Genomic DNA, 20,804 nt, shown 5'->3' with positions numbered 1-20,804 from the left:
CCGAGCAAGCGGGCACGCCCGGCAGGGTTGCCCCGCTGTTGTGCCCGGCACACATACGATGGAGTAATGCTCGCCTCCCACTCGCCGACCTGCGACGTGGTGGATGCCCTGACCAACCGGGCACGCCGCCATGGCGCCGATCCGCTGGTCACCTGGTACGGCCCATCGAGCGGAGCACGAGCGGAGTTCTCGGCGCGGACCTTCGCGAACTGGGTGGATAAGACCGTCAACCTGCTCGACGAGATGGAGTTGACCTCATCACGGGTGGCGAACACGCTGCTGATCAGCAATCCAGCGCACTGGACCACGCTGGTGTGGACCATGGCGATCTGGCAGGCCGGAGGAATCGTCGAAGCGATCCCGGTCGATGCCGTCGGGGCGGGAACCGCAGCCGCGGTCGTCGGGCCCGGCACACAACCAACCGGCGCAGGTGTGACCATCGCCTGCTCCCTGCATCCCCTGGGAGCTCCGCTGATTAAACCGGCGACTGGCGTCATTGACTTCGCCGAGGTGCTATCCCAACCCGATGCCCACCAGCGCTTCGATGCGACCGACCTAGTCTGCTTCGACGACGGCACCGAGCACACCTGGCAGGATCTGGCTGCGATACCTCCCTTGTCTCACCGAGTGCTGTTGGAAGGGGCCACGCAGCCGTGGGAATTAGTGAGTCTTGGACTCGTCGGACCGCTGCTCGGCGGCGGGTCCGTGGTGCTGGTCGTCGGGGACCGACATACCAATATCGGGGAATTGCTGCGACAGGAGAAGGCACATCGTGCGTGACGAGTCAGAACGCCGGGCGGACATCGACTGGCTGTACCAAAAAGAGCCCGAGTCCACGCCCAAAACACCAAACCCGCCGCCTGCGGCGGCACTGGATCCCACCGCTCTACCCTCCGCGACGCTAGCCCAAGAGAGGTCCCACTCACCCGGGCACCCAGCCCCGGTCGAGGCCCCTGCCTCGCGACGGCCTCGCCCGGTTCCCGCGCCGCACCCTAATCAGGAAAACCAGACACGATCCGTCGAAGAACAGGTACGACGCACCGCACCGACCCCCGTTAGAACCGATCCGTCGCGACGGCCATCGCGTCGCCGACGGCGCGCATCCGGTGCACGACGAACAATCAGATTCATCGGGTTGGTTCTGGCCGCCTGGCTCTTGTTCCTCATTGGTACACCGATCTATTGGATCAATCAGATGAAGGTGGTGGATGACACCCCCGCGGGTGGGCACTTGGCCGACCAATCGGGCACCGCGATCCTGCTCGTCGGTTCGGATGCCCGCGAGGGGCTGGAGTCGGCTCGCACCGACACCATAATGTTGCTGTACCTGCCCCCAAAGGGTCGCTCAGTTCTGGTTTCCTTGCCCCGGGATTCCTACGTACCGATCGCAGGATACGGTCAGGGCAAACTGAACTCCGCCTATGCGATGGGGGGACCGGCGCTGCTGGAACAGACCGTGGAGGCGGTCACCGGGGTTCGCATCGATGGCTACTACGAAATCGGTTTCGACGGCTTCTCCGAACTGGTTGACGTGGTCGGCGGAGTGGAGATCTGCCCCGAGACCCCGATCAATGACGAGCTGAGCGGGCTGAATGTTCCCGCAGGTTGTCAACAGATCAACGGGACCACTGCACTCGCCTATGTCCGGATGCGCTACTCGGATCCAGAAGGCGATATCGGTCGCGCGAAGCGCCAGCGGGAGATCACTAGCAAGGTGATGGCGAAGATCGCCACCCCCACCAGCGTGCTCAACCCATTCCGGTACTGGAACCTGGGCCGCGCCGGATCAGGGATGCTGGCCCGAGGTAAAGATACCGGAGCCGGGGACCTGGCTGCGACCGTGCTGGGACTGGCAAATGTCTCGAACGGTGAGGGTCTGTCCCTAGTGGTTCCGATCAAGACCACCGAAGGATGGACCGATGACGGTCAGTCCGTCGTCATCTGGAACTCCGAGCAAGCAATCCAGTTGTTCGACGAGATCTCCCGTGGCGACACCTCAAATTTGGACAGATTTGCCGCATGACGACGTGGTTCGGAACCGAGGAGGATTACATACGGCCCCGCCCGGAACTCGGGGTGATCGACCTGTGGACGGTCGTCATCTTGTGGTGCTTTGCCGCAGTGCAGTTCGAGTTGAACAGACCCCTGTACTCCATAGAAATCACCAGACCCTGGTGGCAACACCACCTGCTCATCGCACTCGGCGCGATTGTCCTGGCCTGGCGCCGCAGGTTCCCCGTGCCGGTCGCCATTATCGAATTCGCCCTGTTGATCGGGTCTAGCCTTATTCCTGAAGTGGGCGTCCTTCTCGGATTTCAGGCAATGTGTTTCTTCGCCCTCTACTCCTGTGCCGCATGGTCCCGCGACCGGTCGGTGGCCTTGGTAGCACTGGGCGCAATATTGTTGCTCATGTTCGGCTGGCTGGCTTGGGATCTCGCGATAGGGTCGGGACTCGACAGGCTCGTTGACGCGGTGACCGCAAGCAAGCTGCCGAACCGAGGTATCTTGCCCACCATCGTCTCCTCCGTTCTGATGAACTACCTCATCAGCGCTGTCTACATCATCGGTGCGGTCATCCTCGGCCGTAACAACTGGTGGCAGGCTCGCAACAAGGCGCTGCTCGTCAAGCAAGCCACCACGATCACCGCTCAGGCAGATGCCTTGCGCAACCAAGCAGTGACCGATGAACGGCTGCGAATCGCCAGGGAACTGCACGACGTGGTGGCCCACCACGTCTCGGTGATGGGTGTCCAGGCCGGAGCCGCCCGCACTGTGCTGGCCAAGGATCCTGCCCTGGCTGCCGAAGCCTTGGCCAACGTCGAAACCTCCTCCCGGGCCGCGGTCACCGAAATGCGATCACTACTGGGAACACTGAGGGGAGCCAGCGGAGAGGAGGAGAACACCGATCGGGCTCCGGAACCGACACTGGGCGAATTGGATGGGCTGGCCGCTTCCTTCGCGGAGACCGGTCTGCAGGTGGGAATCACCGCCGTCGACACCTCGGATGTGCCGCTCCCGATCCAACTATCGCTGTTCCGGGTTGTCCAGGAATCCCTCAACAACGTTGAGAAACACTCCACCGCCCGATCAGCACGGGTCACCATCCGTCGCGGCTCGAACTGGGTGGAGGCCGAGATCCTGGATGATGGCCGGCCCAAACCCGGCACCTCCGGCTCCGGACTAGGTCAGCTTGGGATCAGGGAGCGAGTGGCCTCCCACTGCGGTACTGCCGAGATCGGCCCCCGCGTCACCGGTGGGTACCGTGTCCGGGTGCGCCTGCCGTTGCGAGGAGGAGCTCTATGAGCGAGATAACCAAGGTGCTTCTGGTCGACGACCAGCAGCTGGTGCGCACCGGTTTCCGGATGATCCTGTCGGTCCTCGACGATGTGGAAGTGGTCGGCGAGGCCTCGGATGGTGCCCAGGCAATCGACCAAGTGGCTTCCTTGTGCCCCGATGTGGTTCTGATGGACGTGCAGATGCCCGGGGTCGATGGCATCACGGCCACCCGGCAGATCGCGGACCGCACCAAGGTGGTGATCCTCACCACCTTTGACCGCGACGATTACCTGTTCGATGCCTTGAATGCGGGAGCCGTGGGTTTCCTACTGAAGAATGCCGGCCCGGAACTGCTCATCGACGCCGTGCGCCAGGTCGCTGCCGGGAACGGTCTGCTGTCTCCCGAGGTCACCACCAGAGTGATCGCCCAGATGCATGCCGGTGCCATATCCCAACCCACAGCAAGCACCGAAAGCCCCATCGGCCTCCCGGTTGATCTCACCGAGCGGGAAACCGATGTGTTGCAAGCCCTGGCTCGGGGTCTGAACAATGCGGAGATCGCGGCCGAGTTGGTCGTCGGCGAGTCGACGGTCAAGACCCACGTGTCAAATCTGCTCGCCAAGCTGGGGCTGCGCGACAGGGTCCAGGCCGTAGCCTGGGCCTACCAGCATCACCTGATGGACTGAGACCATCTCCTCGGCTCAATCCTGCGACGGAGTTTGTCTCCCCCGGATGACGGAGAATATCCAACGCCAGATTTCGATCACGTGGCCGATGTGCTAACCCCAGCATCACCGGCAAGCTGGAGCCATGCTCGAAGTTGACACGCTGAACCGCTCGTTCGGTTCCCATCACGCGGTGCAGGATGTGTCCTTCACCGTCGACGCAGGAAAATTGATCGGTTTCGTCGGCAGCAACGGTGCCGGAAAGACCACCACGATGCGCATGATCATGGGCCTCCTCGCCGCTGATTCCGGCGAGGTCCGTTGGAACGGCGCACCCATCACCGCTAAGGACCGCGCTCGGTTCGGTTACATGCCCGAGGAACGCGGCCTCTACGCCAAGCAGCCGGTCCTCGCCCAGCTGGTCTACCTGGCCGAACTTAAAGGGATGAACCGCTTTGACGCCACCGCCGAGGCCACCACACTGATGGAGCGCTTCGGCTTGGGGGAACGAATCAAGGACAAGCTGGAGAAACTGTCATTGGGTAACCAGCAGCGGGTACAGATCGCCGCTTCGGTGATGGCCTGCCCCACCTGCCTGATCCTCGACGAGCCCTTCTCCGGGCTCGACCCGAAAGCCATCGATGAAATGGCCGGGTTACTCGCCGAGTTTGCCGCAACCGGGGTGCCGGTACTGTTCTCCTCTCACCAGCTCGATCTGATCGACCGGCTGTGTGACGGATTGATCATCTTGTCCAACGGGCAGATCGTCGCCAGTGGCAGCAAGCAGGAACTGGAGAACCGCGGGGCTCACAAGCATCGCTTGGTCACCGACAATGATGTCGCCTGGGTCCGTGAAATCGCCGGTCTCCAAGTAGACGACGTCGACGGGAACACCGCCTTGGTCGAGGTCATCGACCCCGGTGTAGAGAAGATCATTCTGGCTGAAGCCATCAACCGCGGAAATGTCCTGGAATTCTCCCGGATCCGTCCCACCCTGTCCGAGATCTACCGTGAGGTGACAGCATGAACACGTCATGGGCGACGATTGCCCGCCGCGAAATCATGGTCAAGTTGACTGACAAATCCTTCATCATCTCCACGATCGTGTCCTTGGCTGTTACGGCTCTCGCTTTCGCGGGAGTGCAAATCTTCGCCAACCGCTCGACGACCACCGACATCGTGGTCACCGATCAGCAGGCCGCGGCCATCGTTCAGGGCACGGACTCCCTAGTTCGCAAGAAGAACGCGAAATCATCAGTGAACGTCGTGGAAGTTTCCTCCGATGAGGAAGCCGAGCACTTGGTCAGCGCCGGCGACGCCGATGCTTGGCTGCGTCAGGCCGACGGCTCCTGGCAGCTGGTGTGGAAAACCGAGTCAAAGACCAGTCTCGAACAATCCGTAGACACCGTGATCAAGGACTTGACCCTGTCCGACCTGGCTCGGCAGGCGGGTCTGTCCGACGCCGAACTCCAAGCCCGGATGTCGGTCGAATCGGTCACATTAGAAGGTGACTCCAACCCGATGATCGGCTCCCTCACTGGTCTGGCCTTCGCTGCGCTTTTCATGTTCAGTTCGCTGGTCTACGGCATGCAGATCGCCAACTCGGTGGTCGAGGAGAAACAGTCCCGCATCGTCGAGATCCTGGTCTCGGTCGTCCCAGTCCGAGCACTATTGGCCGGGAAGGTCATCGGACAAACGGCCATGGCCGTAGGCCAGATGGTTCTCCTGCTAGGACTCGGGCTGATCGGATTGTCTGCCACGAAGCTGTCCGTCATGCTGCCAAATCTGTCGGGTGCGGTGGCTTGGTTTCTGGTTTTCTTCTTGGCAGGTTTCCTCGCTCTGGCCTGTATCTGGGCCGCCGCTGGTTCCCTCGGTACTCGTACCGAGGACGTCCAGTACTCCGCCCAGCCACTCACTTTCGTCCTGATGGCAGTCTATGTGGCCGGGTTCACGGCCAGCGGCACCGCGAAGGTCGTGCTCAGCTATGTCCCGATCATGTCGGCAGTGCTCATGCCTGCCCGGATCATGGACAACACGGCCCAGTGGTGGGAGCCGGTCATCGCCCTGGTAATCAACCTGCTCTTCGCTGCGCTGATGGTGAGCCTAGGCAGCAGGATCTACCGACGAGCACTAATGCAGACCAGCGGTCGGCTGTCCTACCGAGCGGCACTCAGACTCAGCGACTGATCCACCTCGGTCAACAGTGTGCGTGGTCTCAATGGAGTTATCCATTGAGACCACGTCGTGTCATGAACCACGTGCCACCGATCTCCGGTCGTGTTTGCGTGGGATATCAGCACGCAGGGGCTGGTTCGCCGCGCAATTCCGCAACGAGTGAGGTGATCGTCACCATGATCCGCCGGGTGGCCTCCCGCACCTGTTCGCGATCATCTGGATCGTCGAGGCCACCGAGATCAACCGGATCACCCATTTTAATCTCGACGTGCTTTCGAGGCCACAGCCTAGGTAAAGAGAATCCCTTGGCCGGGAAGATCTCGTGGGTTCCCCAGTGGGCAACCGGCACCACCGGCACTCCGGTCGCCAAGGCCAGCCGGGCCGCTCCGGTGCGTCCCTTCGGGTCGGGCCATCTACCTGGGTCGGTGGTGCGATGTCCCTCCGGGAAGATCGCCACGCACTGACCTTCACGAAGCGCCTGTTTCGCGGGCTGGAGCGAATCTGCCGCCTTGTCGGTTCCGCGGTGCACTGGGATCTGCCCGCACCTGTCACCCAACCAGCCGATCCCCGGTACCTTCCACAACTCGGCCTTGCCCAAATAGCGGGGCCAGCGCCCAGACCAAATCAGATAACGCCCCAGCATGAGGGTGTCGAGATTGGTCACATGGTTGGCGACAACGAGGACCCCACCATTAACCGGGAGTTGGGTGGCGTCGTCCCAGGTCTCCTCGATCGTCGCCCGGAATACCGCACCACAGACCCGCGCCAAGGTACGGTAGACGTTCGTGTCCCCCGGATGGTTAGGGGTGCTCAGTGGTGAATTTGAGCGGGAACCGGCCCGGAAATCAGGAGCGGCGACCACGGAAGGCCTCACCCTTAGCCAAGGCCACATCACGCAGCGACGACTGGAAATCGACCATCCGCTCAATGAGGGAGGAATCACCCACCGATAAGATGCGCGCGGCGAGCAGGCCGGCATTGCGGGCTGCACCGATGGCCACCGTCGCGACGGGAACCCCCGATGGCATCTGGACAATCGACATCAGCGAATCCATGCCATCGAGATACGTCAGCGGAACCGGTACGCCGATGACCGGCAGCGGGGTGAGAGCTGCGAGCATCCCAGGCAGGTGGGCCGCTCCCCCCGCCCCTGCGACGAGCACCTTCAGCCCGCGGGTGTGGGCCGAGCGTCCGTAGCTAACCATCTCCTCGGGCATCCGGTGCGCTGAGACAACATCGATCTCGTGCGCGATCCCGAATTCGTTCAACACCTGGGCCGCGGGTTCCATCGTGGGCCAGTCGGAATCAGAGCCCATCACGATGCCCACCAGTGGATTCATCATTGTTCCTTGGTTCCCTCCATGAAATGACGGGCCGCGTTCTCGGCCCGTTCCCGGACCCGGGCGAGATCATCTCCCCAAGCGTTGACATGGCCCACCTTGCGGCCGGACCGCATCTGTTTACCGTACAACTCGACCCGCACCCCGGGGTCAGCCAGTACCTCGCGCAGTCCCGCAGTGAGGTCGGTCAATTCGCCGCCCAGAATGTTGACCATGACTGTCCACGGCGCCCTGGCGGAGGTGTCGCCCAATGGCAGCCCGGCCACAGCCCGCAGATGGTTCTCGAACTGCGAGGTGACGGCCCCATCAAGCGTCCAGTGACCGGTATTGTGCGGGCGCATCGCCAGTTCGTTGACGACCACGCTGCCATCGCCACGCTGCATCAGTTCGACGGCGAGAACCCCGACCACTCCGAGCTCCGAGGCAATGCGGCACCCCATCGCCACGATTGCATCCGTCTGTTGCGGGGACAGGCCCGGGGCCGGGGTGATCGTCTGACGGCACACCCCACCACGTTGGATGGTTTCCGTCACTGGGTAGGCGAGTACCCGGTCCCCGGCATCCCGGACCACCAACACCGACAACTCCCTGACGAAGTCGACGTATTCCTCGCCGATGATCTCGACCCGTTCTCCCGCAGAATCCGGCAAAGCCCCGGCAAAGGGGATCCCGGCATCCCGGGGCCCATCAAGCTTCCACACACCATGACCGTCGTAGCCACCGCGAGAGGTCTTGGCGACGACGGGCCACCCGATACGCTCGCCGAAATTGACCAGCTGCGCCTCGCTCGAGCAGACCTCCCAGGTGGGAGCAGGGATTCCCATCCCGGTGAGTCGCTGGCGCATCAGTGCCTTGTCTTGAGCGTATTGAAGAGCCTCTGGGCCGGGGCGTACCACCTTGCCGACCTCTTGAAGTCCACGCAGGAGAATGGTCGGGACGTGTTCGTGGTCGAAGGTCAGCACATCAATGCGTGCAACGAATCCCTCGACGACGGTCCGATCGTTATAATCACCCACCTCAACCTGGTGGTAGACCTTAGCCGCCCCGGTATCGGGGCCCTCGGCCAGCAGGTGCATGTCCAAACCCAAGGCAGTGGCCGGTGCATACATCATGCGGGCGAGCTGCCCGCCTCCGACGACTCCGATCGAGATGCTCACCCGGCTAAGTTTAGAGGTGCCCGGCGAGCGGATCGCCTGGGTCGCGGCTCTCGGCCGCGAGTTCATCGACGGCCTCGGCAATCCACTTGGCCCTGGGCAGGTTCCTGACGTTCAGATAGTGCCCTTCCGAGGTCCACATGACGAGGGTTCCTGCACCGATGATGCGTTCCCACCCAGACCTGCGCACGACAGTTTCCACGATCCTCCCCAACAGCATCACCCGGGAATCGCGGCGGATAGCACCGGTCGTCACCACCAGTCGCCGGTCAGTGAGGGTGACAACCGTCGTCGCCCAGCGAACCAGCGGTCGGGCCACCCCGAACAACAGCACCACCCCGAGCACGCCCCACATGATTACCCGCTGGGGACCAGGGCCAAGCAGAGCAAGGCCGACCCCCGCCAAGGCGGCATCCAGAAGCAACCAAGCCACCGCTGGGGCCAGCACCACGACATGGGGGCGGGTGCGGAAGATCAGCTCCTCGTCGCTGGCAAACCTCATCGCAGATGAACCACATCTCCGGCACTGAAGGGACGAATCTCACCGTCGATCTCCACCAAAAGTTCACCGTCATCACCGATCCCGACTGCGGTGCCGACGACCGTTCCCTCATCGGGGTGCTCGGCATCCAGATGTACCCGCACTTGACGTCCGATGGTGGAGCAGGCAGCGATGTAGTCCGGTGAGACATCCTGGCCGTCATCCCAGGCGTCGACGAGTTCGGCGAACCTGCGCAAGATTGCAGCCAAGACGAGGGTCTTGTCGGTGGGCAGTCCCTCCAGCAACAACGAGGTCGCATTGGGAAAGACTAATTCGTCGAGGCCTTGGGAAACATTAATGCCAAATCCGCAGACCACTGCAGCTCCAGCTCCCTCACAGAGGATTCCGCAGATCTTGCGTCCGCCCACCAAGACGTCGTTGGGCCATTTGAGACGGACACGATCACCGGCACCCGCCGCGGCCACCCCATCACGGACGGCGACCCCCACCAACAGGGACAACCATCCCCAGTCGGTCATCGGACGGCTGGGCCGCAACAGCACCGATGTGGACAGGGAGGAGCCCGGAGGGGACAGCCAGCACCGCTCAAAACGCCCTCGCCCCGCGGTCTGATTCTCCGCCACCAGCACCTGTCCGGCCTCAGCGCCCCGTCGTGCCCGGACCAGCAGGTCCGCATTGGTCGAACCCGTCGAGACGACCGTCGTAACCTGCCACCGTCCTTGCAGCATGGGGGTAATCCGGTCGATATCCAGTGGCGGGCAAGAAGGCATATATCCATTGTGCCCACCCGGGCGAACAGTGTCCTTGTCAGATATGCAACCTACGATGGAGGGGTGAACCATCCTGCCCCTGTTCCCCGCCTTGTTCTGGCCTCAAGCTCACCGGCGCGATTGAAGACCCTGCACGCGTCTGGGCTGGATCCCCTGGTCATCGCCCCTAAGGTCGATGAGGCCTCAGTGACCGCCGCCGACCCACGCGAACTGACCCGGGCACGGGCACGGCTCAAGGGCGAATCCGTCCTGGCCGATCTGCTCTCCCAGAGTCCGACAGCGCAAGCCCCGCTGGTGCTGCTCGCCTGCGATTCCATGCTAGAGATTGAGGGGCGGGTACACGGCAAGCCCGGAACCGCCGAGGCCGCGGTGGTCCGCTGGTACCGGATGCGTGGGCGACGGGGTTTATTCCACACAGGGCACTTCGCGGCTGTAGTCACCTCGCCCACCGAAGTCCATTCCCAAGTGCGGTGCGCCACTACCGAGGTCACCTTCGCCGACCTGACCGAGGCAGAGATCGCCGCCTATGCTGCCACCGGGGAACCACAGCGGGTGGCCGGTGCCTTTGCTATCGACGGTTACGGCGGGGCATTTATCACCTCCATCATCGGGGATCCGCACAATGTGGTTGGCATATCGCTACCACTGGTGCGTCAGATGCTTATCGACCTGGGAATCGGTTGGCACCAGCTGTGGCGTCGGTGAACTGGCCAGGTCACGGTGTCCTACAAATCGGCGTGGCCCCCTTGGAGGACTGGGTCCGGGAGCGGAACCGGTTTTATGATCCCGGTTTTGTCTCCAAGGACCCCGGCTTCCACCACGCACACATTACTGTGCTGGCACCATTGCATGAGTGGAACCTGGGCGCGATCTCGGCCATCGCACAGCGCACACCCCCCTTTGATATCGTGCTGAACGAGGTGGACGTCTTCCGCAATGGGATCATTCACTTGATCCCCACCCCCGGCGCCCCGCTGCGGGAACTGACCCGGCAAGTATGGGCGGCTCACCCGTCGGTGGTACCCAATGGAGCTCCTAGCCCGACCCCGCACCTAACCCTGGATGCCGTATCGACGACGGTTGACCTGGCATCAACCCGACGAGCGATCGCTGCACTATTACCGGCGCATCACCACGTCTTTGAGATGCAGCTGGTGTGGTATGAGTCCGGGAACTGTCACGAGATGCACCGCTGGCGCCTGGGCGGGCATGAAACAATGAGCCCATGACCGCGCACATCTTGACCATGGGTGGCGGTGGGTTCTCAATGACCGAGAATGGAGCCCCCACCAACCTCGACCGTTATCTGGTCGAACTCACCGGTAAGCGCACTCCACTGGTGTGTTTTGCTCCCACTGCATCGGCCGACGATGCCTCCTACATCCACCGGTTCCTGACCGCCTACGGTGCAATGGGAATGCGTACCTCCGTGCTCACCCTGTGGAATGATGCCGCGGCCTCAGTCGCCCAGCTCGCAAGGGCAGATTTGCTGGTGGTAGGCGGGGGCAACACAGTCAATCTGCTGGCCTTGTGGCGCGCCCACGGTGTCGACCGGCTGCTCACCGAGCGGATCACGAACGGCGACAATATCGTGTTGGGCGGGCTCTCCGCAGGCGCCGCCTGCTGGTATGACGCCTGTTTGTCGGATGCCTTCGGTGATCTGCGTCCGGTCAAGAATGGCTTGGGAGTGTTGTCGGGTTCTTTCTGCCCACACTGGGACGGCGAATCGGAGCGTCAGCCCGTGTTCACCGATGCGATCGCCAATGGGGCGCTACCTGGCGGCTACGCCGTCGACGACGGGGCCGCGCTGCACTGGATCAACGGAAAACTGGCCAAAGCAGTGACCGAACGCGAGGGTGCACGTGCGTTGCGCATGTCGCCATCAAGTGAGCCGACGACCTCCGGAGTAGCGATCGAAAGGCTGAATCCCGAATTACTGTGACTACCAGCTGGGTCCAGGGACAGATCAAGCGAAGCCGGATGACATCCGTCACAACCACCTCGGATAATCACCCCATCTGGTCCATACGCCAGTAGTTGGGCCCCGAAGTGACGAAACGGTGCCAACGGGAACTATCCTCGGATTCCATGGAGCCCAAGGCGAACACCACAGCTGCGAAGCTGTCCGATCTCAACGACCGGATCGACCAGGCAATCAATGCCGCCGGAGCCCAGAGCGTCGAACGTCAGCATGCCCGGGGCAAGATGACCGCCCGCGAGCGGATAGACATGCTGCTCGATGAGGGCACATTCACCGAAATGGATGAATTTGCCCGGCATCGCGCCACATCCTTCGGCCTGGAGACAAAGCGCCCCTACGGTGACGGGGTGATCATCGGACTGGGGGCCATCCATGGCCGCCCGGTCTGCGTGTTTTCCCAAGACGTCGGGGTCTTCGGCGGCTCTCTGGGGGAGCGCTACGGGGCAAAGATCGCCAAGATCATCGATTTCGCGACGACCACTGGGTGCCCACTCATCGGCATCAACGAGGGCGGTGGCGCCCGTATCCAAGAGGGCGTGGCCTCCTTGGGCGCCTACGGCGACATTTTCCTGCGCAATGTGCAAGCTTCCGGAGTGATCCCACAGATATCGCTCATCATGGGGGCAGCTGCCGGTGGCCACGTCTACTCCCCCGCGCTCACCGATTTCGTCGTCATGGTTGACCAGACTTCCCAGATGTTTATCACTGGCCCGGAGGTCATCAAGACCGTTACCGGCGAGGATGTCTCGATGGAAGAGCTGGGCGGTGGGCGGACTCACAACACCAAAGCGGGCAACGCCCATTACTTGGCCATTGACGAGGCCGATGCCATCGAATACGTCCGGGAGTTGATCACCTACCTACCGCAGAACAACCTGGAGGATGCTCCGGTTTACGACTTCGATACCGACGTCGATCTGGACTTCACTGACCGGGACCGCAGCCTGGATGTCCTCATCCCGGATTCTGCTTCGCAAGCCTATGACATGCGCGATGTGATCCGGACGGTCATCGACGACGACTTCTGCGAGGTGATGGAACTCTACGCACCAAATGTGATCTGCGGTTTCGGCCGAGTGGAGGGTCGCTCGATCGGAATCGTCGCCAACCAACCCCAGGTATTAGCCGGTTGTCTGGACATCAAGGCCTCGGAGAAGGCCGCACGTTTCGTGCGCACTTGTGATGCTTTCAACATCCCAGTGCTCACCTTCGTCGATGTGCCCGGCTTCCTGCCCGGCGTCGAACAGGAACACGACGGGATCATTCGCCGCGGGGCAAAACTGATCTATGCCTATGCCGAGGCCACCGTCCCACTCATGACAGTGATCACCCGCAAGGCCTATGGCGGCGCCTACATCGTGATGGGCTCGAAGCACTTGGGTGCCGACGTGAACCTCGCCTGGCCGACCGCACAGATCGCAGTGATGGGGGCGGAGGGCGCTGTGCAAATCCTGTACCGCAAGGAACTTGCCAATTCCACAGATCCCACTACACGAGCCTCCGAACTCGTGGAGGAGTACAACCGCACCTTGGCAAACCCTTATGTCGCAGCCGAGCGTGGATTCGTCGACCAAGTGATCCACCCTCACCAGACCCGCTCCCAGGTGATCAGGTTCCTGCGGCTGCTACGCACCAAACGCGAGGCCCTACCTCCCAAGAAGCACGGGAATGTTCCATTGTGAACGGCAAGAATGAACCCACCATTCGCTTCCTCGTGGGTCGTGGGAACCCGAGCGACGAGGAACTCGCGGCCCTGACGGTCGTGCTGGCCACGGCATTGGCTGCTCCCCCGCCGGGGCGCAGCAACCGGGACCGGACGATCTCCGGTGGCTGGAACGCCTACTGGCGCAACATCCGGCCCACCTTCCTATACGGTCCCAAGGCATGGCGCGGTTCGCTGCGTTGAGATGATCCGGAGGAAACAGATATGACGATCTACAAGCTGCTCGTCGCCAACCGCGGCGAGATTGCGGTGCGTATCATCCGCGCAGCACGCGACGCTGGCATTACCTCGGTAGCGGTGTATGCCGACACCGATGACCATTCGTTATTCGTCGCCCTCGCCGACGAGGCCTTTGCCCTGGGCGGATCTACCCCCGCGGAGTCCTACTTGGACCAGGACAAGCTCATCGACATCGCTCTGCGCTCAGGGGCTGATGCCGTGCATCCCGGCTACGGTTTTCTGTCCGAGAATGCCCAATTCGCCCAAAAGGTCATTGATGCCGGGCTGATCTGGGTTGGGCCTCCTCCCTCGGCCATTGAGCAGTTGGGAGACAAGGTACAAGCCCGGCACATCGCGCAGAAGGTCGGCGCACCGCTAGTTCCCGGCACCCCCGACCCGGTGACCGATGCCGAGGAGGTGCTGGCATTCGTCGATACACACGGGCTACCGATCGCCATCAAAGCAGCCTTCGGTGGTGGTGGGCGCGGACTCAAGGTGGCCTACACCCGCGAGGAAGTCCGTGAAAAGTACGAGTCTGCAACCCGTGAGGCAGTCACTGCCTTCGGTCGCGGTGAATGCTTCGTCGAACGCTACTTGGACAAGCCCCGCCATGTGGAGACCCAATGCTTGGCGGACCAGCATGGCCGGGTGGTCGTGGTGTCCACCCGTGACTGCTCCCTGCAGCGCCGTCATCAGAAACTCATCGAAGAGGCTCCCGCTCCTTTCCTCACCGACGCCCAGGAGAAGCGGCTCTACGAAGCCTCACGGGCGATTCTGCAGGAGGCCAACTATGTGGGGGCCGGAACCTGCGAATTCCTTATCGGGCTCGACGGCACGATCTCCTTCCTTGAGGTCAACACCCGTCTCCAGGTGGAGCACCCGGTCTCCGAGCAGGTAACCGGGTGGGACTTGGTGCGCTGGCAGTTGGACATCGCCGACGGTGCCCATCTGCCCGAATCCGACCCGGTGGTGCGCGGACATTCCATCGAGATGCGGATCAATGCCGAGGATGCGGCCCGAGGCTTCCTGCCTGCCCCGGGCACCCTCACTCGCTACCGCCCGCCGTGCGGCCCGGGTGTGCGGATGGACGAGGGCTATAAACGGGGCATGTCCGTTCCTGGTGCCTTCGACTCGCTGATCGGCAAGCTGATCATTTTCGGCACCGATCGCGACCACGCCTTGGCACGGGCCCGGCGTGCCCTGGACGAGTTCGAGGTTGAAGGCATGCCGACCGTACTTCCCTTCCATCGTGTGGTACTGAACGATGCAGCCTTCACTGCCCCCTGCGGTGATTTCCGGGTGCACACCAGCTGGATCGAATCGGAATTCAGCGGCAAAGTGGAGCCCTATGTCGGGGAACTCGGTGAGCCGACCGAATCCGAGCCCATGCGTACCGTCGTCGTCGAGGTTAACGGGCGTCGTGTCGAAGTGAAGATACCCAGCGGGCTGGGCGGGCACACCGACGAACGCAAACCGAAGAAGCCGAACCGACGGGCCAGGAGCACAAAGAAAGCGGAGATCTCCGGCAATGACCTCACCTCACCGATGCAGGGGACGATCGTCAAGGCGGCAGTCGCCAACGGTACCCGGGTCGACGAGGGTGACTTGGTCGTGGTATTGGAGGCCATGAAGATGGAGCAACCCATCTTGGCCCATCGTTCGGGCGTGGTCACCGATCTCATCGCAGCCGGTACCCCAGTGGGCTCTGGCGACGTGATCTGCCAGATCAAGGACTGAGGTCGGCCCTTTGAGCAACCGCAAGTAACAGGGAGGATTGATGGACATCCATGCGAGCGCCCATCGACGAGCCGTGACAACCACCACCCGGGCAAGTAGAACCGGATCGCTGGGCATGACAGGCATCGCCCTCGCGGTATCGGTGCTGGTGTTCAGCGGTTGTACCGGCACGGGCCCGGCGAATCCGCCAGGCCCGGAGGAAGCAACCCCTACCGGAGCGGTCAGCTCACCGGCCCTGCCCACAGCAGCAGCCTCACCCGTCGATGACCAAGAAGTGGCGATGCAATGGGCACGCCTGGTCGACAATGCGATGAACTCCGCCCAGGATGAGTTGGGAGTCAAGGAGTGGTCCGTTGACCACCAGCTGTTGACCGGGCGTACCCTCAACGGCAGTTGCGCAGTGACTTTGTGGTCCTTCGGTCATTCGGCCAATGGCAGGGCCTCCTGGCAAGACTGGCTGACGGCAAACCGGTCTCTGCTCGTGACGCAGGGGTTCCCGGAGCCACTTGACGGTACCACTGCCAACGGCCAGCCGGTTCTGGAATCACTGCTGCCCGAGGGCAATCTGCGTTACTGGTCGACCTACGACGGCAGGAATGTGAAGATCGTCCTGGACATAGGCACCACCGACAACCGATGTTGAATGGAAGGACACTTTCCGCAGAGCACTGACCCTTAACCGGTGTTCAGCGGGAGGTGATCACCTTCATGTATTGAGCCCGCTCGAACTGACCGGGATCCGGCACATTTGCCGCACTCATTGCTGCCCTGGCCTCGTTGGCCGAGGGGTAGCCGTGGGCGTCGAGCCACTCGTCGAGTTCGGCGATCATCCCACCGATTCGCTCAGGCCCCGCGTGCAGCACCTCAGAGGTCGTGCACACCACGTCAGCACCCACCAGGATCGCCTTCACGGCATCCAGGCCGGAGTGCACCCCGGAGGTGGCTGCCAAGCCCAACCCCTCACGCTGGGCCCGCAGGATTCCAATCCAGCGCAACGGGTACCGCAACTCATCTGAAGTGGACAGGGCAAGTTTAGAGGTGAGGGCCATCGCATCAAGGTCCACCTCAGCACCGTAGAACCTATTGAACAGCACCAGCCCGTCTGCTCCCGCCTGCTGAGCCCGTAGCGCGAAGGCAGACAGCCCGGTGATGTGCTGCGACAGTTTCACGGCCAAGGGGACATCTATCCCGGCGCGCACCGCAGAGATGATCTCCAGGTAACGCTCCTCGACATCAGCCGATGATTCCGTCTCATCGGTGTTGACCGAGAACAGGTTCAACTCAATCCCGTTGGCACCAGCAGCCACCAGCTCTTTGGCGTAGTCGACCCAGCCTCCCTTGCGGGACCCATTGACCGAGGCGATCACCGGGACCGATAAATTCGCCGTGGCTTCGGCAACCAGATCAAGGTGATGTTGGGTGCCCATCCCGGACATGTCGATGCCAGCCAATGGGGCCGAATCGAATTCCGCAAAGCCATCACCGACTTCCATCATGTCAACGGCCGCCATCTCCTCTGCCTCGACCTCCTCTTGGAACAACGAGGGCAGCACGACGGCACCGGCACCGGCCCTCTCCAGGGCAAGCAGGGAGTCAAGCTGGCCGGTGAGCGGCGAGGCCGAGGCGATGATCGGCGCCCGCAAATCGAGACCAAGGTAGCTGGTGGTGAGGTCTGCCATGTCAGTTGCCCTTCGGTTTGGCCCGTTGCACGGATGCGAGTTGCGAATAGTAACGCCAGCGTTCGTCGGCATCGGCCTGTGCGAGAGCAAACAATTCCTCTGCTCGTCCCGGGTTGGCGCGCTTCAGCATGGCATAGCGGTTCTCGGCCATCATGAATTCTGCGACGGACCCGGATGGAGCCTTGGAATCCATTCGCAGCGGTACCGCTCCCTCCTCCTCGGTGGGCCGGTAACGGTACAACGGCCAGTAACCGGTGGCCACCGCGTCGGCCTGGTGGGACATGGAAGTGGCCATGTCAATGCCGTGAGCGATGCAGGTCGAATAGGCGATGACGATCGATGGACCGGGCCAGGCCTGGGCCTCAGAAAGCGCTCTTACAGCCTGTTGCTGATTGGCCCCCATGGCAATCTGGGCGACGTAGACATTGCCATAGGCCTGAGCAAACAGCCCGAGGTCCTTTTTGGGAGAAGATTTCCCAGCCACCGCAAATTTGGCCGCTGCACCACGCGGGGTTGCCTTGGAGGCCTGGCCACCGGTATTGGAATAGGTTTCGGTATCCAGGACTAAGACGTTGACATTACGTCCGGATCCGAGCACGTGGTCCAAACCACCGAATCCGATGTCATAGGCCCATCCGTCGCCACCGACGATCCACACCGATTTGTCGACCAACTCATCGGCCAGTGACAGCAGGTGAACGGCCCGGGAGTCATCAAGGCTAGCCAAAGCCTGTTTGAGAGCCTCGACGCGTTCTCGCTGGGCTGTGATACCGGATTCAGCAGTTTGGTCAGCGGTCAACAAGCCACTGACCAGTCCGGGATCCAGATGACCGGCAAGTTCCCCAACCAAGCGGCGTGCCTGGGCATTCTGCTTCTCCCAGGCTAGGCGCAAGCCGAGACCGAACTCGGCGTTGTCCTCGAACAGCGAGTTCGACCAAGCGGGGCCGCGGCCCTGAGCATTGGTGGTGTACGGGGTTGTGGGCAGGTTGCCTGAGTAGATTGACGAGCAGCCGGTGGCATTGGCCATCAGCAGCCGATCCCCGAACAACTGGGTCAGGGTGCGCAAATAGGGAGTCTCGCCACAACCGGAGCAGGCTGAGGAGAACTCGAACAGCGGTTGCAGTGCCGCCACACCCTTGACCTGATCGTGGCGGACGTGGTCGCGAGGAATCTCGGGAATGCCCAAGAAGTAGTCGAAATTAGTCCGCTCGACCGCCACATGTTCCATGCGCGGTTCCATGTTGATCGACTTGTGCTTCACCTCGGTACGCGAGGTGGCCGGGCAGATATCGACGCACACCGCGCAACCGGTGCAGTCATCCGGGGAAACCTGCACAATGAGCCTGTGATCGGCCAGCTTGCGATCCTTGTAGATCTTCGACTGGAAGGTCTCGGGAGCATCGTCGAGGTTTTCCGCAGGGGTGATCTTCACCCTGATGGCCGAGTGCGGGCACACAATGGCACATTTCCCACAGTCGATGCAGATAGACGGATCCCAGATCGGGATCTCGGCAGCGATGCCGCGCTTCTCGTACTTTGTGGTGCCCGAGGGCCACACCCCATCCACCGGCATGGCGGAGACCGGCAACCGGTCCCCCTCCCCGGCCAGCATCACCGCGGTGACCTTCTTCACGAAGTCAGGGGCAGAATCGGGCATCGGTGCCATGCGGTGCAGTTCGGAATCCACCGCTGGTGTCTCCAATTCGTGGAGTGCGTCGATGGCTGCGTCGATGGCTGCGAAATTCTTTTCGACCACCGACCTGCCGCGACGACCGTAGGTGGCCTCGACGGATGCCTTAATCCGTGGGATGGCCTCTTCACGATCGACGACCCCGGACAGGTAGAAGAAGCAGGGCTGCATGACGGTGTTGATCCGCGCCCCGAGCCCAGCGGCCCTAGCGACGGATGCCGCGTCAATGACATGTACCCGCAGACCTCGGTCAACGATGATCTGCTGCACCTCGCGAGGCAGATGGGCCCAGGTATCGGTGCCGTAGGGTGAGTTGATGAGCACGGTAGCACCCACTTTGGCGATGTCCACCGTCTTCATCTGGTTCACCAGGTCGAATTGATGGACGGCGATAAAATCCGCCTCGGTGATGAGATGGGCGGAATCGATCGGGCGGTCACCGAAACGCAGGTGGGAGATCGTGGTGGCTCCGGACTTACGGGAGTCGTAGACGAAATAACCCTGGGCGTAGCGATTCTCGTCAGCGCCGATGATTTTCACCGTGTTCTTCGATGCGCCCACAGTGCCGTCAGAGCCCAGCCCATAGAAGACCGCGCCCAAGGCCTGATCACCGACGTCAAAGTGATCAGGAACGGTGACCGAGAGATGGGTGACGTCATCGGTGATACCGACGGTGAACCTGCTCCTGGGGCTGGCGGACGCCAGCTCAGCGAAGACCCCGGCCGCCATGGCGGGGGTGTACTCCTTCGACGACAGCCCGTAGCGCCCACCAATGACGCGTGGGGTTCCAGCAGCGAAATGCTCAGCGTGCTCGGCAACGGCGACCATGACATCGGCAAACAGCGGTTCCCCGTTGGCCCCCGGTTCCTTGGTGCGGTCCAGCACCGCGATTGAGCGTACGGTGCGGGGCAACGCATCAATGAGTTCACCGGCCGGGAATGGCCGGTACAACCGCAAAGTGAGCACCCCGGTCTTCTCCCCCCCAGCGTTCAGGGCATCGACCGCCTGCTTGGTGGTTCCCCAGGCTGATCCCAGCACGACGATGACCCGCTCCGCGTCGGGCGCCCCATGGTACTCAGCCAACTGGTAGCGGCGACCGGTTCGTCCAGCGAGTTCATCAAAAACCTCCGACACGACCTGCGGCACCGCATCGTAGAAGACATTGGCAGCCTCACGCGCCTGGAAATAGGTATCCGGGTTCTGCGCAGTACCCCGGATCGAGGGAGCGTCAGGGGTGAGACCCCGCCCACGATGGGCCAGCACATCAGATTCCCGGACCAACGCCCGGATATCGTCGTCGGACAGCAGCCGGATCTTGTTGATCTCATGAGAGGTACGGAATCCATCGAAGAAGTGCAGGAATGGGACCCGGGTGCGCAGGGTCGAGGCGTGGGCAACTAACGAGAAATCTTGGGCCTCCTGGACGGAGGTAGCGCACAACATTGCCCAGCCGGTCATCCGGACACCCATCACATCGGAGTGATCACCGAAGATGGACAACGCATGGGTGGCGACGGTACGGGCTGCGACGTGGATCACTGCGGGAGTCAGCTCACCAGCGATCTTGTACATGTTGGGGATCATCAGCAAAAGACCCTGGGACGCGGTAAAGGTCGTGCCCAGTGATCCCTTGGTAACCGCTCCGTGGAGAGCGCCGGCCGCACCGGCCTCGGACTGCATCTCGACGACCTCGGGGACCTCGCCCCAGATATTGGTGCGACCCACCGCGCTCCACGCATCAGAAGCCTCGGCCATGGCCGAGGACGGGGTGATCGGGTAGATAGCGATAACATCGGACAATCGGTGCGCAATGCGTGCCGCTGCCTCGTTGCCGTCTGTCATTGCCCACGTGTTGCTCACATCAACCACCCGTGGATTGTCCCACAGCCTTCA

Annotated in this window: 20 protein-coding genes; 13 read left to right on the top strand and 7 right to left on the bottom strand. The window is 62.2% G+C overall.

Annotation, left to right across the window (positions count from 1 at the left end; translation table 11 throughout):
• Positions 1 to 66: 66 nt before the first annotated feature.
• From HMPREF1531_RS12960 to HMPREF1531_RS08355, 6 genes are all read left to right on the top strand, one after another.
• Positions 67 to 780 carry a TIGR03089 family protein gene (locus HMPREF1531_RS12960; protein ID WP_016669514.1) on the top strand — a complete coding sequence of 238 codons (714 nt, stop codon included), beginning with the start codon at positions 67 to 69 and terminating at the stop codon, positions 778 to 780.
• A 415-nt stretch (positions 781 to 1,195) separates the two neighbouring features.
• The gene (locus HMPREF1531_RS08375) at positions 1,196 to 2,023 is read left to right on the top strand and encodes an LCP family protein (protein ID WP_198011025.1); all 828 of its coding nucleotides are present in this window, start codon (positions 1,196 to 1,198) and stop codon (positions 2,021 to 2,023) included.
• Positions 2,020 to 3,303 (top strand): sensor histidine kinase, encoded by a 1,284-nt coding sequence (locus HMPREF1531_RS08370; RefSeq protein ID WP_016669512.1) that lies wholly within the window; start codon positions 2,020 to 2,022, stop codon positions 3,301 to 3,303. Before HMPREF1531_RS08375 ends, HMPREF1531_RS08370 begins: the two co-directional genes overlap by 4 nt.
• Entirely contained in the window at positions 3,300 to 3,962 is a 663-nt protein-coding gene (locus tag HMPREF1531_RS08365; protein WP_016669511.1) for a response regulator, read from the top strand. The genes HMPREF1531_RS08370 and HMPREF1531_RS08365 overlap by 4 nt, the downstream gene beginning before the upstream one ends.
• 124 nt (positions 3,963 to 4,086) lie before the next feature.
• Positions 4,087 to 4,968 carry an ABC transporter ATP-binding protein gene (locus HMPREF1531_RS08360; protein ID WP_016669510.1) on the top strand — a complete coding sequence of 294 codons (882 nt, stop codon included), beginning with the start codon at positions 4,087 to 4,089 and terminating at the stop codon, positions 4,966 to 4,968.
• Positions 4,965 to 6,128, top strand: a complete 1,164-nt coding sequence (locus HMPREF1531_RS08355) for an ABC transporter permease (protein WP_016669509.1) — start codon at positions 4,965 to 4,967, stop codon at positions 6,126 to 6,128. The genes HMPREF1531_RS08360 and HMPREF1531_RS08355 overlap by 4 nt, the downstream gene beginning before the upstream one ends.
• A gap of 106 nt (positions 6,129 to 6,234) precedes the next feature.
• Here HMPREF1531_RS08355 and HMPREF1531_RS08350 read toward each other — a convergent pair whose 3' ends face one another.
• The 5 genes from HMPREF1531_RS08350 to HMPREF1531_RS08330 are packed head-to-tail and all read right to left on the bottom strand — an operon-like array spanning position 6,235 to position 9,882.
• Positions 6,235 to 6,978 (bottom strand): lysophospholipid acyltransferase family protein, encoded by a 744-nt coding sequence (locus HMPREF1531_RS08350; protein WP_016669508.1) that lies wholly within the window; start codon positions 6,976 to 6,978, stop codon positions 6,235 to 6,237.
• Positions 6,962 to 7,456 carry a 5-(carboxyamino)imidazole ribonucleotide mutase gene (gene purE, locus HMPREF1531_RS08345; protein ID WP_016669507.1) on the bottom strand — a complete coding sequence of 165 codons (495 nt, stop codon included), beginning with the start codon at positions 7,454 to 7,456 and terminating at the stop codon, positions 6,962 to 6,964. The genes HMPREF1531_RS08350 and purE overlap by 17 nt, the downstream gene beginning before the upstream one ends.
• Positions 7,456 to 8,679 carry a 5-(carboxyamino)imidazole ribonucleotide synthase gene (locus HMPREF1531_RS08340; RefSeq protein WP_016669506.1) on the bottom strand — a complete coding sequence of 408 codons (1,224 nt, stop codon included), beginning with the start codon at positions 8,677 to 8,679 and terminating at the stop codon, positions 7,456 to 7,458. The genes purE and HMPREF1531_RS08340 overlap by 1 nt, the downstream gene beginning before the upstream one ends.
• Entirely contained in the window at positions 8,624 to 9,112 is a 489-nt protein-coding gene (locus HMPREF1531_RS08335) for a PH domain-containing protein (protein ID WP_016669505.1), read from the bottom strand. Before HMPREF1531_RS08335 ends, HMPREF1531_RS08340 begins: the two co-directional genes overlap by 56 nt.
• On the bottom strand, positions 9,109 to 9,882 hold the full coding sequence (locus HMPREF1531_RS08330) for a biotin--[acetyl-CoA-carboxylase] ligase (protein ID WP_198011024.1): 774 nt from the start codon (positions 9,880 to 9,882) through the stop codon (positions 9,109 to 9,111). The genes HMPREF1531_RS08335 and HMPREF1531_RS08330 overlap by 4 nt, the downstream gene beginning before the upstream one ends.
• 63 nt (positions 9,883 to 9,945) lie before the next feature.
• On the opposite strand from HMPREF1531_RS08330, the gene HMPREF1531_RS08325 reads away from it, so the two are divergent.
• From HMPREF1531_RS08325 to HMPREF1531_RS08295, 7 genes are all read left to right on the top strand, one after another.
• A complete protein-coding gene (locus HMPREF1531_RS08325; RefSeq protein WP_036897576.1) occupies positions 9,946 to 10,587 on the top strand; it encodes a Maf family protein in 642 nt (213 codons plus the stop codon).
• Positions 10,588 to 10,619: 32 nt separating this feature from the next.
• The gene (locus HMPREF1531_RS13935) at positions 10,620 to 11,111 is read left to right on the top strand and encodes a 2'-5' RNA ligase family protein (protein WP_198011023.1); all 492 of its coding nucleotides are present in this window, start codon (positions 10,620 to 10,622) and stop codon (positions 11,109 to 11,111) included.
• Positions 11,108 to 11,824 carry a peptidase E gene (locus HMPREF1531_RS08315; protein WP_016669501.1) on the top strand — a complete coding sequence of 239 codons (717 nt, stop codon included), beginning with the start codon at positions 11,108 to 11,110 and terminating at the stop codon, positions 11,822 to 11,824. Before HMPREF1531_RS13935 ends, HMPREF1531_RS08315 begins: the two co-directional genes overlap by 4 nt.
• Before the next feature lie 146 nt (positions 11,825 to 11,970).
• Complete coding sequence (locus HMPREF1531_RS08310; protein ID WP_016669500.1) at positions 11,971 to 13,545, top strand: acyl-CoA carboxylase subunit beta; 1,575 nt, start codon at positions 11,971 to 11,973, stop codon at positions 13,543 to 13,545.
• A complete protein-coding gene (locus tag HMPREF1531_RS08305; protein ID WP_016669499.1) occupies positions 13,542 to 13,769 on the top strand; it encodes an acyl-CoA carboxylase subunit epsilon in 228 nt (75 codons plus the stop codon). The genes HMPREF1531_RS08310 and HMPREF1531_RS08305 overlap by 4 nt, the downstream gene beginning before the upstream one ends.
• Positions 13,770 to 13,790: 21 nt before the next feature.
• Entirely contained in the window at positions 13,791 to 15,542 is a 1,752-nt protein-coding gene (locus HMPREF1531_RS08300; protein ID WP_016669498.1) for an ATP-binding protein, read from the top strand.
• Positions 15,543 to 15,582: 40 nt separating this feature from the next.
• Positions 15,583 to 16,185 carry a hypothetical protein gene (locus HMPREF1531_RS08295; protein ID WP_016669497.1) on the top strand — a complete coding sequence of 201 codons (603 nt, stop codon included), beginning with the start codon at positions 15,583 to 15,585 and terminating at the stop codon, positions 16,183 to 16,185.
• Between the two features lie 43 nt (positions 16,186 to 16,228).
• Here HMPREF1531_RS08295 and HMPREF1531_RS08290 read toward each other — a convergent pair whose 3' ends face one another.
• Positions 16,229 to 17,221: a dihydroorotate dehydrogenase-like protein gene (locus HMPREF1531_RS08290; protein ID WP_016669496.1), complete on the bottom strand. Its 993-nt coding sequence runs from the start codon at positions 17,219 to 17,221 to the stop codon at positions 16,229 to 16,231.
• A gap of 1 nt (position 17,222) precedes the next feature.
• Entirely contained in the window at positions 17,223 to 20,780 is a 3,558-nt protein-coding gene (gene nifJ / locus HMPREF1531_RS08285; protein ID WP_016669495.1) for a pyruvate:ferredoxin (flavodoxin) oxidoreductase, read from the bottom strand.
• Positions 20,781 to 20,804 lie beyond the last annotated feature (24 nt).

It is taken from the genome of Propionibacterium sp. oral taxon 192 str. F0372, from assembly GCF_000413315.1.
In the GTDB taxonomy this organism is placed as follows: Bacteria; Actinomycetota; Actinomycetes; order Propionibacteriales; family Propionibacteriaceae; genus Brooklawnia.
Note: the sequence above shows the minus strand (reverse complement) of the source record. Positions and strands in the feature narration are given on the sequence as shown.

Coding starts and splice junctions, on each gene's coding strand:
- HMPREF1531_RS12960 (WP_016669514.1), top strand. CDS start 67: ATGCTCGCCTCCCACTCGCCGACCTGCGACGTGGTGGATGCCCTGACC.
- HMPREF1531_RS08375 (WP_198011025.1), top strand. CDS start 1,196: ATGAAGGTGGTGGATGACACCCCCGCGGGTGGGCACTTGGCCGACCAA.
- HMPREF1531_RS08370 (WP_016669512.1), top strand. CDS start 2,020: ATGACGACGTGGTTCGGAACCGAGGAGGATTACATACGGCCCCGCCCG.
- HMPREF1531_RS08365 (WP_016669511.1), top strand. CDS start 3,300: ATGAGCGAGATAACCAAGGTGCTTCTGGTCGACGACCAGCAGCTGGTG.
- HMPREF1531_RS08360 (WP_016669510.1), top strand. CDS start 4,087: ATGCTCGAAGTTGACACGCTGAACCGCTCGTTCGGTTCCCATCACGCG.
- HMPREF1531_RS08355 (WP_016669509.1), top strand. CDS start 4,965: ATGAACACGTCATGGGCGACGATTGCCCGCCGCGAAATCATGGTCAAG.
- purE (WP_016669507.1), bottom strand. CDS start 7,456: ATGAATCCACTGGTGGGCATCGTGATGGGCTCTGATTCCGACTGGCCC.
- HMPREF1531_RS08340 (WP_016669506.1), bottom strand. CDS start 8,679: ATGAACTCGCGGCCGAGAGCCGCGACCCAGGCGATCCGCTCGCCGGGC.
- HMPREF1531_RS08335 (WP_016669505.1), bottom strand. CDS start 9,112: ATGAGGTTTGCCAGCGACGAGGAGCTGATCTTCCGCACCCGCCCCCAT.
- HMPREF1531_RS08330 (WP_198011024.1), bottom strand. CDS start 9,882: ATGCCTTCTTGCCCGCCACTGGATATCGACCGGATTACCCCCATGCTG.
- HMPREF1531_RS08315 (WP_016669501.1), top strand. CDS start 11,108: ATGACCGCGCACATCTTGACCATGGGTGGCGGTGGGTTCTCAATGACC.
- HMPREF1531_RS08310 (WP_016669500.1), top strand. CDS start 11,971: ATGGAGCCCAAGGCGAACACCACAGCTGCGAAGCTGTCCGATCTCAAC.
- HMPREF1531_RS08300 (WP_016669498.1), top strand. CDS start 13,791: ATGACGATCTACAAGCTGCTCGTCGCCAACCGCGGCGAGATTGCGGTG.
- HMPREF1531_RS08295 (WP_016669497.1), top strand. CDS start 15,583: ATGGACATCCATGCGAGCGCCCATCGACGAGCCGTGACAACCACCACC.
- HMPREF1531_RS08290 (WP_016669496.1), bottom strand. CDS start 17,221: ATGGCAGACCTCACCACCAGCTACCTTGGTCTCGATTTGCGGGCGCCG.